Consider the following 13,092-nt stretch of genomic DNA (forward strand, 5'->3'; position numbering starts at 1 on the left):
GAGAGGCAATGATGTCGAAAGTGCTGCCCGAATTCATGGTTCACAATGGCAAGTTGACACCTTATGGCGAGGTCGTGACCCATGTCATGTCGCCGGCGGTGAAATACGGCCTGTCGGTATTCGAAGGCCTGCGCGGCTACTGGAATGCCGAAGAGAAGCAGATGTATGTGTTCCGGCTGCAGGAGCATACCGAGCGCCTGTTCCAGTCGATGAAGCTGCTGCGCTTCGATGCGCCCTTCTCGGCGGATGAGATCAATGACAAGACGCTGGAATTGCTGCGCGCCAACAAGGCGGAAGAAGCGGTGCATATCCGCACCATCGCCTATCTCGATGGCATGGGCGAGCAGGATGTGCGCGGCCCGGTGAGCTATTCCATTTCGGCGCTGGAAAAGGCGCGCAACAAGAATGTGTCGAAGGGCATCCGTTGCCAGGTCAGCGCCTGGCTGCGGCTGTCCGATCTGGCGATGCCGCCGCGCATCAAATGCGGCGGCAATTATGTGAACAGCCGCCTGGCGCGTTTCCAGGCCAAGCAGGATGGCTATGATGAAGCCATCCTGATGAACCAGAACGGCCATGTCGCCGAAGGCCCCGGCTCCTGCATCTTCATGGTACGGCATAACAAGCTGGTGACGCCGGACCTGACCAGCGGCATCCTGGAAAGCATCACGCGCGACAGCGTGATGGAACTGGCACGCGACCTCGGTATTCCGGTGGTCGAGCGCACCATGGATAAGACCGAACTCTACGCGGCGCAGGAATTGTTCCTGGTCGGCTCGGCGGCGGAAGTCGTGCCGGTGGTCAATGTCGATGGCATCCAGGTCGGCAGCGGCAATCCCGGCCCGGTCACCACGCAATTGCAGCAGGCTTATTTCAACGCCACCACCGGCGCCATCGCCTCTAAGCGCCATTGGCTCACCCCGGTGTATCAGCGCTGAGCATGCAGAATCTGGCAACCCGGCTCGATGGCCTGAAGGCGGCGCAAACCGCGCCAGCGGCCATCCTGCAAGCCCTGGCCGCGGATATTCTGGCGGCCAGCGGCCTCGCTGCCGCCGATGCAGAAACCGCCGCCGCCATTCTGGTGCAGGCGCAGCTTCAGGGCATCGATTCCCATGGTTTGGCACATCTGCCGGTTTATGTGCGGCGGCTCTGTGAGGGTTCGATCAAGCCCGATGCGGTGATGACGCTGAGCCATGCCGGTCCGGCGGCAAGCGTGCTGGATGCCGGCAACGGCTTCGGCGTGCTGGCGGCCTACAAGGCGATAGTGGAGGCGGTGCGGCTGGCATCTGGCCAGGGCATCGGTTCCTGCGCGGTGCGCAACAGCAGCCATTTCGGTGCCGCCAACTACTTTGCCGAAATGGCGGCGAAGCAGGGCATGATCGGTATCGTGCTGTCCAATGCGGCGCCCACGATGGCGCCCTGGGGTGGCCGTGAAGCCATCCTCGGCACCAATCCGCTGGCTTTCGCGTTTCCGCGCGATGGCCAGCCGCCCATCGTCATCGACATGGCGACCAGCGTGGTGGCGCGTGGCCGCATCCGCAAGGCAGCGCAGGCCAAAGCAGCAATACCGGCCGACTGGGCATTGGATGCCGATGGCCTGCCGACCACCGATGCCGAAGTGGCTTTGCACGGCACGATCCAGCCGATGGGCGGGGCCAAGGGCTATGCGTTGGCGCTGGCGATTGAACTGCTCTGCGCCGGCCTCGCCGGTGGACGGCCCGGTTTCCTGGTGCGTAATCCGCATGATCCGGGGCCGGAGCCGAGCGGCACAAGCCATTGCTTTATTGCTATCGATGCCGGGCATTTCAGCGGCCGCGCCGCTGCCTTGCAGGCCGTGGAGGCGGTGGCCGGCCGTATTCAGCAGAGCAAACCGGCCGCCAACGCGGCGCCGCGCCTGCCGGGGCAGCGCGCCGCAGCCATATATGCCGAACGCAGCCGCCATGGCATACCTGTTTCGCCGGCATTGCTGGACAGCCTGAAGGCTGCCGCCGGCATGGTTATGAAGGCAAGCACATGACGTATCAGATCGCCGTAGACGTTGGCGGCACTTTCACCGATGGCGTGATGCTGGAAGCAGCCACCGATACGATCTGGGTGGCCAAGGCGCTCACCACGCCGGCCGATCCGGGCAAGGGCATCGCCCGCGTGATCGAGATGCTGCTGGAGCAGCTTCCGGCCTCGGTGGCCGAGGGGCGCAAGGCGGTGCATCGCGTGGTGCATGGCACCACGCTGATCACCAACACGCTGCTGGAGCGCAAGGGCGTCAAGACCGCGTTGGTGGTGACCGCCGGCACCGAGGATGTGCTCGATATCCGGCGCGAGACGCGCTACGACACCTACGATCTGGAAATCAGCTTTCCGGCTCCGCTGGTGGAGCGCGGCCAGCGTTTCCCGCTCGCCGAACGCATCGGCCCGGCCGGTGAAGTCTGGCGCGAGATCGATCCGGCCGACCTGACGCAACTGGCCGACAGGCTGGCGCAGGAGGATGTGGCGGCGGTAGCGATCTGCTTCCTGCAATCCTGCGTCGATGGCCGGCATGAGCGCCAGGTGCGCGATGTGCTGCGCCAGGCAATGCCGCAGCGCAGCTATTCGATCTCCTCCGAAGTGGCGGCGGAGATCGGCGAATATGAGCGCATGTCGACGGTCGCGGCCAATGCTTATGTGCAGCCGATTGTCGAGCATTACATGAACGCGCTGGGCCAGCGCCTGAACACGCTCGGCCTTGATGCGCGGCTCGATATCATGGTGTCGAATGGCGGCTTCACCGAGGCCGAAATGGCCGGCCGCTTCCCGATCCGGCTGCTGGAATCCGGCCCGGCCGGCGGTGTGCTCAGCGCCATCAATTGCGCCGCTCTGCATCAGGTGAAGAATATCCTGGCCTTTGATATGGGCGGCACCACGGCGAAATCCTGCGTTGCCGTGGATGGTGTGCCGGCCATCACCCATACCTTTGAATTCGCCCGGGTGCGCCGCTTCCGCAAAGGCAGCGGCCTGCCGGCGGTCAGCCCCAGTATCGACCTGATCGAGATCGGCGCTGGCGGCGGCAGTATCGCGCGGGTCAGCAGCATGGGCCTGTTGCAGGTCGGGCCGGAAAGCGCCAGTGCCGAGCCCGGCCCGGCCTGCTACGACCTCGGCGGCACTGATGCGACGGTGACCGATTCCGACCTTTTCCTCGGTCATCTCGATGCCGGGAATTTCCTCGGTGGCCGCATGCGCCTTAGCCTTGCCAAGGCCGAGCAGGCGCTGGCTGAACTTGGGCAACGGCTGGGTGGCATGAGCGCCGAAACCGTCGCCTGGGGTATCCATGATATCGTGAACGAAAACATGGCCGCCGCGGCACGCACCCATATTGCCGAACGCGGCCATGATGCGCGGCATTTCACGCTGGTCACCACCGGCGGCGCCGGCCCGGTGCATGCGGTCGATGTGGCGCGCCGTCTGCGTATTGCCCGCGTGCTCTGTCCGGTGGCATCGGGGGTCGGTTCCTGCCTCGGTTTCCTGGCGGCGCCGGCCCGTGCCGATCAATCCTGGTCGAAGCTGGAACTGGTCGATCTGATCGACTGGCAGGATCTGCGCGACCGGCTGGAAGAGGCGCGTGGCATCCTGGCCGGCGATCTCGCCCATGTCGGCATCGCCGCAGCGGATATCCAATGGCGGCTCTGCGCCGAGATGCGCTATCAGGGCCAGGGCGCCAAGGTGGAAGTTGATCTTGGCGCTACCAGCTTTGCGGCGCTCAATCAGGCTTTGCTGCAGGATTTGTTCCTCAAGGAATATATCCGGCTGTTCAAACGCCCGGTGCCGGGCGGGCGGCCTGAAGTGGTGACCTGGCGCGTGGTGGCGCAATCGCAGCAGCGCCATCGCCGCTATGCCTTTCCGGCCATTGCCGGGCGGCCGGCCGAAGCGCGCGCGACGGCGACGCGACGGCTTTACCTGCCGGCGGAGAAGGCTTTCGCCGATGTGCCGGTTTATGATCGCCATCAATTGCCGCCGGGCAGCAGGCTGACCGCGCCGCTGGTGGTGGTGGAGCCGGAATCGACCCTGGTGGTGGCCTATCCGGCGAAAGTGACGGTGCTGGATGATGGCACGCTGGAAGTGGTGTTGCAGGGAGACGCGTGATGCAGGACAGGCAGGCGATTGATCCGATCACGCTGGAAATTCTCTGGACCCGGCTGATCAGCATGGTGGACGAGGCGGCGGCGACCTTTGTGCGCACTTCCTTCTCCACCCTGGTGCGCGAGGCGAATGACTATGCCGTGGTGCTGACCGACCGGCAGGGCCGCAACGTTGTGCAATCCTCGCAGAGTATCCCGTCCTTTATTTCCACCCTGCCGGCGACGATCCGGGCATTCATTGCCAAATTCGGCATCGACACCATGCGCGAGGGCGATGCCTACATCACCAACGATCCCTGGCTCGCCACCGGACATCTCAATGATGCCACCCTGGTGATGCCGATTTTCCATCAGGGCGCGATTGTCGGTTTTGCCGGCGTGGTCAGCCATTTGCCGGATATCGGTGGCCGGCTGCGTAATCCGGCCAACCGCGAATTATTCGAGGAAGGTTTGCAGATTCCGCCGATGCGTATCCTGCAGGCTGGTGTGCAGAATGACGTGCTGGTCGAGATGATCCAGACCAATGTGCGCCTGCCGGACGAGACCATGGGCGATATCTGGGCCCAGGTTTCCTGCTGTACCTCACTGGGTGAATTGCTCGGCGCGCTGATTGACGAAACCGGCATCAATTTTGAACATCTGACCGATGAAGTCTGCCAGCGCACCGAGACGGCGATGCGCGATGCCATCCGCGCCACCCCGGATGGGGTTTACGAGTATGTTGTCGAGAATGACGGCCCGGCCGAGATGCCGGGCGGTGTCATCACCATTGCCTGCAAGGTGACGATTGCGGGGGATGAAGTGCTGGTGGATTACACCGGCTCCAGCAGCCAGGTGAATCTCGCCATCAACACGGTGATGAATTACACCTATGCCTATAGCGCCTATGCGCTGAAGGCGCTGTTCGCGCCCTGGATTCCGAATAACGAAGGCAGCTTCGTGCCGATCCGCATCACCGCGCCGGCCGGCTCGATCCTCAATCCGACGCGGCCGGCGCCCTGCGGCGCGCGTGGCATGATCGGCCATCTGTTGCCGCCGGCCATCATGGGTGCCATGGCACAGGCTTTGCCGGATCGGGTGCAGGCCACGCCCGGCTCGCCGTCCAACAATATGCAGGTGGCGGGCCTTGGCGGCAGCCGGCGCTATTCGGTTTCCGGCTTTCTTGGCGCCGGCGCCGGGGCGGGTGCGCGGCAGGATGGCCTGTCGGCAATCAGCTTCCCCAGCAATCTGTCCAACACCCCGATCGAGGTGCTGGAAAGCCAGGCGCCGATGGAGGTTTTGTGCCGCGAAATCCGCCATGGTTCGGGCGGCCGCGGTGAGAAGAATGGCGGCGACGGCATCCGCTTCGCCTTCCGCATGCGCGGCGATGGCATGGCGATTTCGTCCTTCATGGTCAACCGCATCAAACGCCCGGCGCCCGGCCTGTTCGGTGGTGAAGCCGGCGCAGCGGCGGCCTTCGCCATCAATGGCACGGCGCGCGAGCCGACCGGACAACTGGTGTTGCAGCCGGGCGATACCGTGCTGATCGAAACCGGCGGTGGCGGCGGCTACGGCAAGCCGAAAAACTGATCATCGCATCGCAAAAAACGACCATAACGAAAAACGGGTGGAAACCATGGAAGCCTGCATCATCACTGTCGCCATCACCGGCTCCGTGCCGCGCAAGAAGGACACGCCGGCGGTGCCGGTCACTGTCGCCGAGCAGGTCGAGTCGACTCATGAATGTTACGAGGCTGGCGCCTCGCTGGTGCATATCCATGTGCGCAACGACGATGAATCCTCGTCGTCCAACCCGGACCGCTTCCATGCCGTGCAGGAAGGTATTGAGAAGCATTGCCCCGGCATGATCGTGCAATTCTCCACCGGCGCGCGCGGGCGCAAGCTGGAGGAGCGTGGCGGCATGCTGAAATTCCGCCCCGACATGGCCTCGCTGGCCACTGGCTCGGTGAATTTCCCCACCTTCGTGAATGAGAATCCGCCGGACTTCATCAAGGGGCTGGCGCAGACCATGAAGGATTACGAGGTCAAGCCGGAGGTCGAGGTATTCGATCTGGCGATGCTCTACAACGCCGCCGACCTGGTGCGCGAGGGGCTGATCCCGGAGCCGGCGCATGTGCAATTCGTCATGGGCGTGAAGAATGCCCTGCCGGCGCGGCGCGAGATTCTGGAATTCGAGGTGGCACAGCTGCGCAAGCTGATGCCGGAAGCGACCTGGACCGCTGCCGGCCTGGGCCGGCACCAGCTCGAAGTGAATCACTGGGCGCTGGAAATGGGCGGCCATTGCCGCACCGGGCTTGAGGACAATATCCGCTTCGACAACAGCCGTCTGGCGGCCAGCAATGCCGAACTGGTGGCGCGCGTCGCCGGCCTTTGCGAGCAATATGGCCGCCGCCCGGCCACGCCCGACGAAGCCCGCAAAATCCTGGGCTTGCGCCCAGCCTGACGGCTTTACGGGATTGATTCACGTCAAGGCGCCATCATAGCCGCCTGTGGTGCTATGATGGCGGTGTGCTGAACGATTGGATGGATATCCTGGCCGCCTGTGGCCGGCTGGCGCAGGCATGGTTGCCAGATGCCTGGCTCGGCCTGGGTGGTCCGGCCAGCCTGTTTCTGCTTGGTCTCTCGGGCGGGGCGGTGCATTGCGCCGGCATGTGCGGCCCCTTCGTGCTCGGCCAGATCGGCAGAAAACTGGCGGATATTCCACTTTCCCAGGCGGGCTCGCTGCGGCGGCTCGGCGGCATCGCGTTGCTGCCATATCATGCAGGCCGAGCAACGACTTATGCCATTCTAGGTGGGGTATCGGGAGGTTTGACCGGCGGGGTCGCGCGGCTGTTCGAGCATGGCCTGCTGCCGGCCATCGGCCTGATGGCCGGTATTCTGCTGCTGGCCGCCATGATCCTGGCGCAGCCGGTGGCGGCCCCTGCCAGCCGGAGCGGCATGGCCCTGGTTGGTACTCTGGCAGCCTGGCGTGATGGCTTTTCCCGCCGCCTGATCGGGTTCGGCCAGGGCAATACCTACCTGTTCGGTGTCGCCCTGGGCCTGCTGCCCTGCGGCCTGATCTACACTGCGCTGCTGCTGGCCGGTGCCAGTGGCAGCTGGCTCACCGGGGCGGTGATGATGGCGGCTTTCGCGCTCGGCACCATGCCGGCCTTGCTGGTGGTGGGTTTTCTCGGCGCGGCCGCCGGGGCCCGCTGGCGGCGGCTGGCGCGCTTCATGATGATGCCGGTGCTGCTGCTCAACGCCATCCTGCTCTTGCTGCTGCTGCTGCGCTGGTTCGTCCGCTAGCCGCGCGGGCTACGCCACAAGGTCGCGATAGGCATGCCAGGTGGCATGTGCCACCAGCGGAAACAGCAATCCTAAGCCGATAAAGCCGGTAACCAGGCCGGCCGCCGTGAACAGGGCAATCAGCCCTGCCCAGAGCGCCATGGCCTTTGGGTTTAGTTGCACTGCACGCAGGCTTAGCAGTATCGCCGATACCACGTCGATGTCGCGGTCCAGCAGCAGCGGCAGCGACACCACGGAGATGGCGAAGGCAAACAGCGCAAACACCGCGCCGAGCAGCGTGCCGATCACCAGGAAGGGCAGGTTCTCGGGGCGCAGCAGGTAGAGTGGCAGCGCTTCCAGCGGCGGCGTACCAGTATGAAAATACAGCACAAACCACAGTATGGCGGTGCGCATCCAGGCGAAATGCAGCAGCAGCAGCACGATGCCGAAGAGCGCCACGCGGATCGGCCGGCGCCAGGCGAACAGGCTGGTGATCAGGTCCACCGGCTGGCCGGCCTGAAGCCGCCGGCTGGCATCGTAGAGGCCGACTGCCACCAGGGGGGCGATGAGCAGGAAGCCTCCGGCCAGGGGGAGTACCAGATAGGGGGCTTCCACACGCCAGAAGAGGTAGACCAGCAGATAGCCGGCGGCGACGATCCCGGCGCCATAAGTCAGGCTGACCAAGGGCATGCGCGAAAGATCCTGCCAGCCCTGCTGCAGCCATTGCCATGGGCGGTCATCGGCCACCCGGCGTGCCGTTACCTGCTGTGCGGGTGCCACGATCAAATTTTCTGCCATTCCCGGTCTCCCTCTGCGGCAATGCGCCACAGCATTAGACCCCATCATGCCGGTGTTGGGCAACAAGCCATTGACCTGGATCAATGTTGCAGGCGGAGCTATCATCGATAGTCCCCGTATCGGGCTGACGCGCCCGTAGCATGTTCTGTGAGGATCGCTATGACGGCAATCGCCGCTGCCCCCAATAGTGCGCTAGCAAACCGTTCACAACCTTATGTCGAGGATGTGGTGCGTGCTTTCGTGATCGCAACCATCTTCTGGGGTGTGGCGGCTTTCGCCGCCGGCGTTTTCATCGCCCTGCAGCTGGCTTTCCCGGCGCTCAATCTCGGCCTGGAATGGACCACCTTCGGCCGCCTGCGCCCCCTGCACACCTCGGCGGCGATTTTTGCCTTCGGCGGCAATGCACTGCTCGGTTCATCAATCTATGTGGTGCAGCGCACCTGCCGCGCCAGGCTGTTTGGCGGCGAAGCGGTGGGCTGGTTCCTGTTCTTCGGCTATCAGGCTTTCATCCTGATGGCGGCGCTGGGCTATGTCTTCGGCGTTACCCAGAGCAAGGAATACGCCGAGCCTGAATGGTATGTTGATCTCTGGCTCACGCTGATCTGGGTGATCTACCTGATCGCTTTCGGCGGCACGCTGATACGCCGCGAGGAGCCGCATATCTACGTCGCCAACTGGTTCTATCTTGCCTTCATTATCACCGTGGCGATGCTGCATATCGTCAACAATCTGGCCGTGCCGGTCTCGCCCTTCAGCACCAAGAGCTATTCGGTCTTCTCCGGCGTGCAGGATGCGCTGACGCAATGGTGGTATGGCCATAATGCCGTCGGCTTCTTCCTCACCGCCGGCTTCCTGGCGATGATGTACTACTTCATCCCGAAGCAGGCGGGGCGGCCGGTCTATTCCTACCGGCTCTCGATCGTGCATTTCTGGTCGCTGATCTTCCTCTATATCTGGGCCGGTCCCCACCACCTGCATTACACGTCTCTGCCCGATTGGGCAGCGACGCTTGGCATGGTGTTCTCGATCATGCTGTGGATGCCCTCCTGGGGTGGCATGATCAACGGTCTGATGACGCTGTCTGGCGCCTGGGACAAGCTGCGCACCGATCCGGCCCTGCGCTTCTCGGTCACCGCCGTGGCCTTCTACGGCATGGCGACCTTCGAAGGCCCGGTGATGTCGATCCGCCAGGTCAATGCACTCAGCCATTACACGGACTGGACCATCGGCCATGTCCATTCCGGTGCGTTGGGCTGGAACGCCTTCATCACCTTCGGCATGCTGTATTACATCGTGCCGGTGCTGTGGAAGCGCGAGCGGCTCTATTCCAACGCCCTGGTGTCGCTGCATTTCTGGATCGCCACCATCGGCATCCTGCTCTACATCACCGCGATGTGGGTATCCGGCATCATGCAGGGCCTGATGTGGCGCGCCTACGATCAGCTAGGCTTCCTGCAGTATTCCTTCGTGGAAACCGTGCAGGCGATGCATCCCTTCTACATTATCCGCGCGCTCGGCGGCATCCTGTTCCTCACCGGTTCGCTGATCATGGTCTACAATCTGTGGCGTACCGCACGGGGTGATGTGCGTGAGGAAAGCCGCTCTGGCGGTCAGGCCCTTTCGGCTGCGGTTGGTTAAGGAGCGCCCCGATGTTCATCAAGCATGCAACCATCGAACGCAACACCATCCTGCTCGGGGTGCTGACGCTGCTCACCGTTGCCATCGGCGGCCTGGTCGAGATCGTGCCGCTGTTCACCATCCAAACCACCATCGAGCGGGTGGAAGGCATGCGGCCTTATTCGCCGCTCGAACTCGCCGGCCGCAACATCTACATCCGCGAAGGCTGCTATGTCTGCCACAGCCAGCAGATTCGCCCCTTGCGCGATGAGGTCGAGCGTTACGGCCATTACAGCCTGGCCGCCGAGAGCATGTATGACCATCCCTTCCAGTGGGGCTCGAAGCGCACCGGGCCAGACTTGGCCCGTGTTGGTGCCAAGTATTCGAATGAATGGCACGTTGCGCATATGATCGATCCGCGTGCCGTGGTGCCGCAATCGATCATGCCGAGTTATCCCTTCCTGGCCGAAAAGTCGCTGGGTCAGCGCGATATCGCAGAGCATTTGAAGGCGCTGCGCGTGGTCGGCGTGCCATATACCGACGAGATGGTGGCCAAGGCCCGCGATGATCTGGCCGCCCAGGCTGATCCGGAAGCGGATACCGAGGCTTTCCTGGCGCGCTATCCGAAGGCGATGGTTGGCGATTTCGATGGCAATCCGAAGCGCCTGACGGAAATGGATGCGTTGATCGCTTATCTCCAGGTGCTGGGTCGCATGGTCGAATTCGACCGCACCCAGCCCGGCGGCCTGCGGCAGTGAGGGCAGTATCATGATGGCTTTGTTCGAACACTATTCCTGGCTCAAGTCGCTGTGGACGGCGTGGTTCTTCCTCATGTTCGTCGGGGTTGTCGCCTGGACATTGTGGCCGTCGCGCCGCGCCCGCTGGGCCAAACTCGGCGACATTCCCCTGCAGGACAGCCCGCGCAACGGAGGCAACCATGACTGAGCCGAAGCAGGCCAATGCAGGCAAGGCTGATCCTGGCACCACCGGCCATGAGTGGGACGGTATTCAGGAACTGAACAATCCGCTGCCGAAATGGTGGCTCTACACCTTCTATGTCACCGTGGTAATCTCGGTGATCTGGGCTGTGCTGTATCCCAGCGTGCCGGGATTCCGCAGCCATTTCCAGGGTGTGCTTGGCTATACCCAGCGCAATGAAGTGGCTGAAAATCTGCGCCAGGCCGCAGCCGGCCAGGCGGTTTATCGTGATCGTATCCGCGATCTGGATGTTGCCGCTGTGAAGGCTGATCCGGAACTCTATCGTTTCTCGATTGCCGGTGGCCGCGTGCTGTTCGCCGAGAATTGTGCCGGCTGCCACCAGTCCGGTGGCGTCGGCACCAAGGGCTACCCCAGTCTGGCCGATGATGAATGGCTCTGGGGCGGCAGTCTGGCCGATATCGAACGTACCATCCGCTTCGGCATCCGGTCGGGCCATGATGATGCCCGCCAGTCGCAGATGCCGCGCTTCCTTGCCGATGGCCTGCTGCCGATGAAGGATGTGGAAGCAGTGGCGGATCATGTGCTTTCCCTGGGCGGCCAGCACGCTGCCAATGCCAACAATGCTTCAAATGATCGCGGCAAGAGCCTGTTCGCCGATAATTGCGCGGCCTGCCATGGCGATACGGCGCGTGGCAACCGCGAAGTAGGTGCGCCGAATCTGGTCGATCGCGTGTGGCTCTATGGCGGCGACCGCAATACGGTGGTGCAATCCATCGCGCAATCGCGCAACGGTGTGATGCCAGCCTGGACCGGGCGCCTGGACGAAGCCACCATCAAGATGCTGGCCGTCTATGTCCATTCGCTTGGCGGCGGAGAATAGAAGCTGCGGTGAATGCGATGATGCCGCCAGACCCCCATGCCAGCCAGAGCCGCGATGAAGCCCTGCTCGGGGTTTTTGCGCCCTCGCTCTATGCCGATCATGTGAAGGTCTACCCCCGCGCAGTGCAGGGCAATTTCCGGCGCATCAAATGGCTGGTACTCGGTTTCTGCCTCGGCCTGTATTATGCGTTGCCCTGGCTGCGCTGGGATCGTGGTCCGGATGCGCCGAGCCAAGCGCTGCTGATCGATATGGCTGGCCCGCGCGCCTACTTCTTCAACATCGAGATCTGGCCGCAGGAAGTCTATTACATCACCGGCCTGCTGATCCTCGGCGCCCTGGCCCTGTTCCTCGCCACGGCCCTGTTCGGCCGCGTGTGGTGCGGCTTCACCTGCCCGCAGACGGTATGGACCGATCTGTTCTTGCAGGTTGAACGCTGGATCGAAGGCGACCGCAATGCCCGCATCCGCCTGGATGCACGCAGGCTTGATACCGACAAACTGCTGCGCAAGACGGCCAAGCATGTTGCCTGGCTGCTGATCGCGGCGGCCACCGGCGGCGCCTGGATCATGTATTTCCAGGATGCGCCGACAGTGACGCGGGAATTGTTCACCGCCCAGGCTTCGGGTGCCACCTATTTCTTCTTCGGCTTGTTCACGCTCACCACCTATGGCCTGGCCGGCTGGGCGCGCGAGCAGGTCTGCACCTATATGTGCCCATGGCCGCGCTTTCAGGCGGCGATGCAGGATGAACATTCCCTGCTGGTGACCTATCAGGGCTGGCGTGGCGAACAGCGCGGCAAGCACAAGGCCGGCGATAGCTGGGAAGGGCGCGGCGATTGCATCGACTGCAAGGCCTGCATTCATGTCTGCCCCACCGGCATCGATATCCGCAATGGGCCACAGCTCGAATGTATCGGCTGTGCGCTCTGCATCGATGCCTGCGACGAGATGATGGGCAAGGTGGGGCGGCCGCTGCGGCTGATCGATTTCGTGTCGCTGGAAAATCTGGATCGCCGCGCCAAGCGCTTGCCCGCCATCCTGAAGCTGCTGCGCACCCGCACGGTGGTCTATGCCGCCATGCTGCTGCTGGTGGCGGCGGTGATGGCGACAGCCCTGGCCCTGCGGGCCGATCTGACACTGACCGCGCAGCAGGACCGCAACCCGCTCTATGTCGTGCTCGCCGATGGTGCGGTGCGCAATGGTTATGTCGTGAAGGTTTCCAACAAGACGCGTGAGCCGATGCGGCTGAGTCTGGAAACGCAAGGCTTGCCGCAGGCCGAATTGTATCAGGCCGGATCGACGGATCGGCGCGCTAAACTGGATCTGGAGGTCGCCCCGGATGCGGTGGCGGATTTCCACATTTTTGTGAAGGCGGCCCGTCGCAATGACGCCGGTCATCTGCAGCATTTCGATTTCGTGCTGCGCCGGGCGGATGGTCGCGAGGCGACGCGGCTGCAGACGCAATTTGCCATCCCTGGGTGAGGGT

12 protein-coding genes are annotated in these 13,092 nt (G+C 63.3%); 11 read left to right on the forward strand and 1 reads right to left on the reverse strand.

Annotated elements, in window-relative coordinates; translation table 11 throughout:
* Window positions 1–11 precede the first annotated feature (11 nt).
* The 6 genes from ACQY7X_RS09810 (at window position 12) to ACQY7X_RS09835 (ending at window position 7,394) form a co-directional block, all read left to right on the forward strand.
* Window positions 12–935 carry a branched-chain amino acid transaminase gene (locus tag ACQY7X_RS09810; protein ID WP_428249731.1) on the forward strand — a complete coding sequence of 308 codons (924 nt, stop codon included), beginning with the start codon at window positions 12–14 and terminating at the stop codon, window positions 933–935.
* A 2-nt stretch (window positions 936–937) separates the two neighbouring features.
* The gene (locus ACQY7X_RS09815) at window positions 938–2,014 is read left to right on the forward strand and encodes an Ldh family oxidoreductase (protein ID WP_428249732.1); all 1,077 of its coding nucleotides are present in this window, start codon (window positions 938–940) and stop codon (window positions 2,012–2,014) included.
* Window positions 2,011–4,113: a hydantoinase/oxoprolinase family protein gene (locus tag ACQY7X_RS09820; RefSeq protein WP_428249733.1), complete on the forward strand. Its 2,103-nt coding sequence runs from the start codon at window positions 2,011–2,013 to the stop codon at window positions 4,111–4,113. The genes ACQY7X_RS09815 and ACQY7X_RS09820 overlap by 4 nt, the downstream gene beginning before the upstream one ends.
* Complete coding sequence (locus ACQY7X_RS09825; RefSeq protein ID WP_428249734.1) at window positions 4,113–5,678, forward strand: hydantoinase B/oxoprolinase family protein; 1,566 nt, start codon at window positions 4,113–4,115, stop codon at window positions 5,676–5,678. The genes ACQY7X_RS09820 and ACQY7X_RS09825 overlap by 1 nt, the downstream gene beginning before the upstream one ends.
* A gap of 46 nt (window positions 5,679–5,724) precedes the next feature.
* Window positions 5,725–6,552: a 3-keto-5-aminohexanoate cleavage protein gene (locus tag ACQY7X_RS09830; protein WP_428249735.1), complete on the forward strand. Its 828-nt coding sequence runs from the start codon at window positions 5,725–5,727 to the stop codon at window positions 6,550–6,552.
* 65 nt (window positions 6,553–6,617) lie between these two features.
* Complete coding sequence (locus ACQY7X_RS09835; protein WP_428249736.1) at window positions 6,618–7,394, forward strand: sulfite exporter TauE/SafE family protein; 777 nt, start codon at window positions 6,618–6,620, stop codon at window positions 7,392–7,394.
* A 9-nt stretch (window positions 7,395–7,403) separates the two neighbouring features.
* On the opposite strand, the gene ACQY7X_RS09840 is transcribed toward ACQY7X_RS09835, so the two are convergent.
* Window positions 7,404–8,171: a DUF2189 domain-containing protein gene (locus tag ACQY7X_RS09840; protein WP_428249737.1), complete on the reverse strand. Its 768-nt coding sequence runs from the start codon at window positions 8,169–8,171 to the stop codon at window positions 7,404–7,406.
* 159 nt (window positions 8,172–8,330) lie between these two features.
* Here ACQY7X_RS09840 and ccoN point away from each other — a divergent pair, with 159 nt between their 5' ends.
* The 5 genes from ccoN to ccoG are packed head-to-tail and all read left to right on the forward strand — an operon-like array spanning window position 8,331 to window position 13,088.
* Window positions 8,331–9,809 (forward strand): cytochrome-c oxidase, cbb3-type subunit I, encoded by a 1,479-nt coding sequence (gene ccoN, locus ACQY7X_RS09845; RefSeq protein WP_428249738.1) that lies wholly within the window; start codon window positions 8,331–8,333, stop codon window positions 9,807–9,809.
* An 11-nt stretch (window positions 9,810–9,820) separates the two neighbouring features.
* Window positions 9,821–10,546 (forward strand): cytochrome-c oxidase, cbb3-type subunit II, encoded by a 726-nt coding sequence (gene ccoO / locus ACQY7X_RS09850; RefSeq protein WP_428249739.1) that lies wholly within the window; start codon window positions 9,821–9,823, stop codon window positions 10,544–10,546.
* Between the two features lie 10 nt (window positions 10,547–10,556).
* On the forward strand, window positions 10,557–10,733 hold the full coding sequence (locus ACQY7X_RS09855; protein ID WP_428249740.1) for a cbb3-type cytochrome oxidase subunit 3: 177 nt from the start codon (window positions 10,557–10,559) through the stop codon (window positions 10,731–10,733).
* Window positions 10,726–11,607: a cytochrome-c oxidase, cbb3-type subunit III gene (gene ccoP, locus ACQY7X_RS09860; protein WP_428249741.1), complete on the forward strand. Its 882-nt coding sequence runs from the start codon at window positions 10,726–10,728 to the stop codon at window positions 11,605–11,607. Before ACQY7X_RS09855 ends, ccoP begins: the two co-directional genes overlap by 8 nt.
* A 17-nt stretch (window positions 11,608–11,624) precedes the next feature.
* Window positions 11,625–13,088, forward strand: coding sequence for a cytochrome c oxidase accessory protein CcoG (gene ccoG, locus ACQY7X_RS09865; protein ID WP_428249742.1), 1,464 nt, complete (start codon window positions 11,625–11,627; stop codon window positions 13,086–13,088).
* Window positions 13,089–13,092 lie beyond the last annotated feature (4 nt).

It is taken from the genome of Ferrovibrio sp. (assembly GCF_965278975.1).
Taxonomy (GTDB): Bacteria; Pseudomonadota; Alphaproteobacteria; order Ferrovibrionales; family Ferrovibrionaceae; genus Ferrovibrio.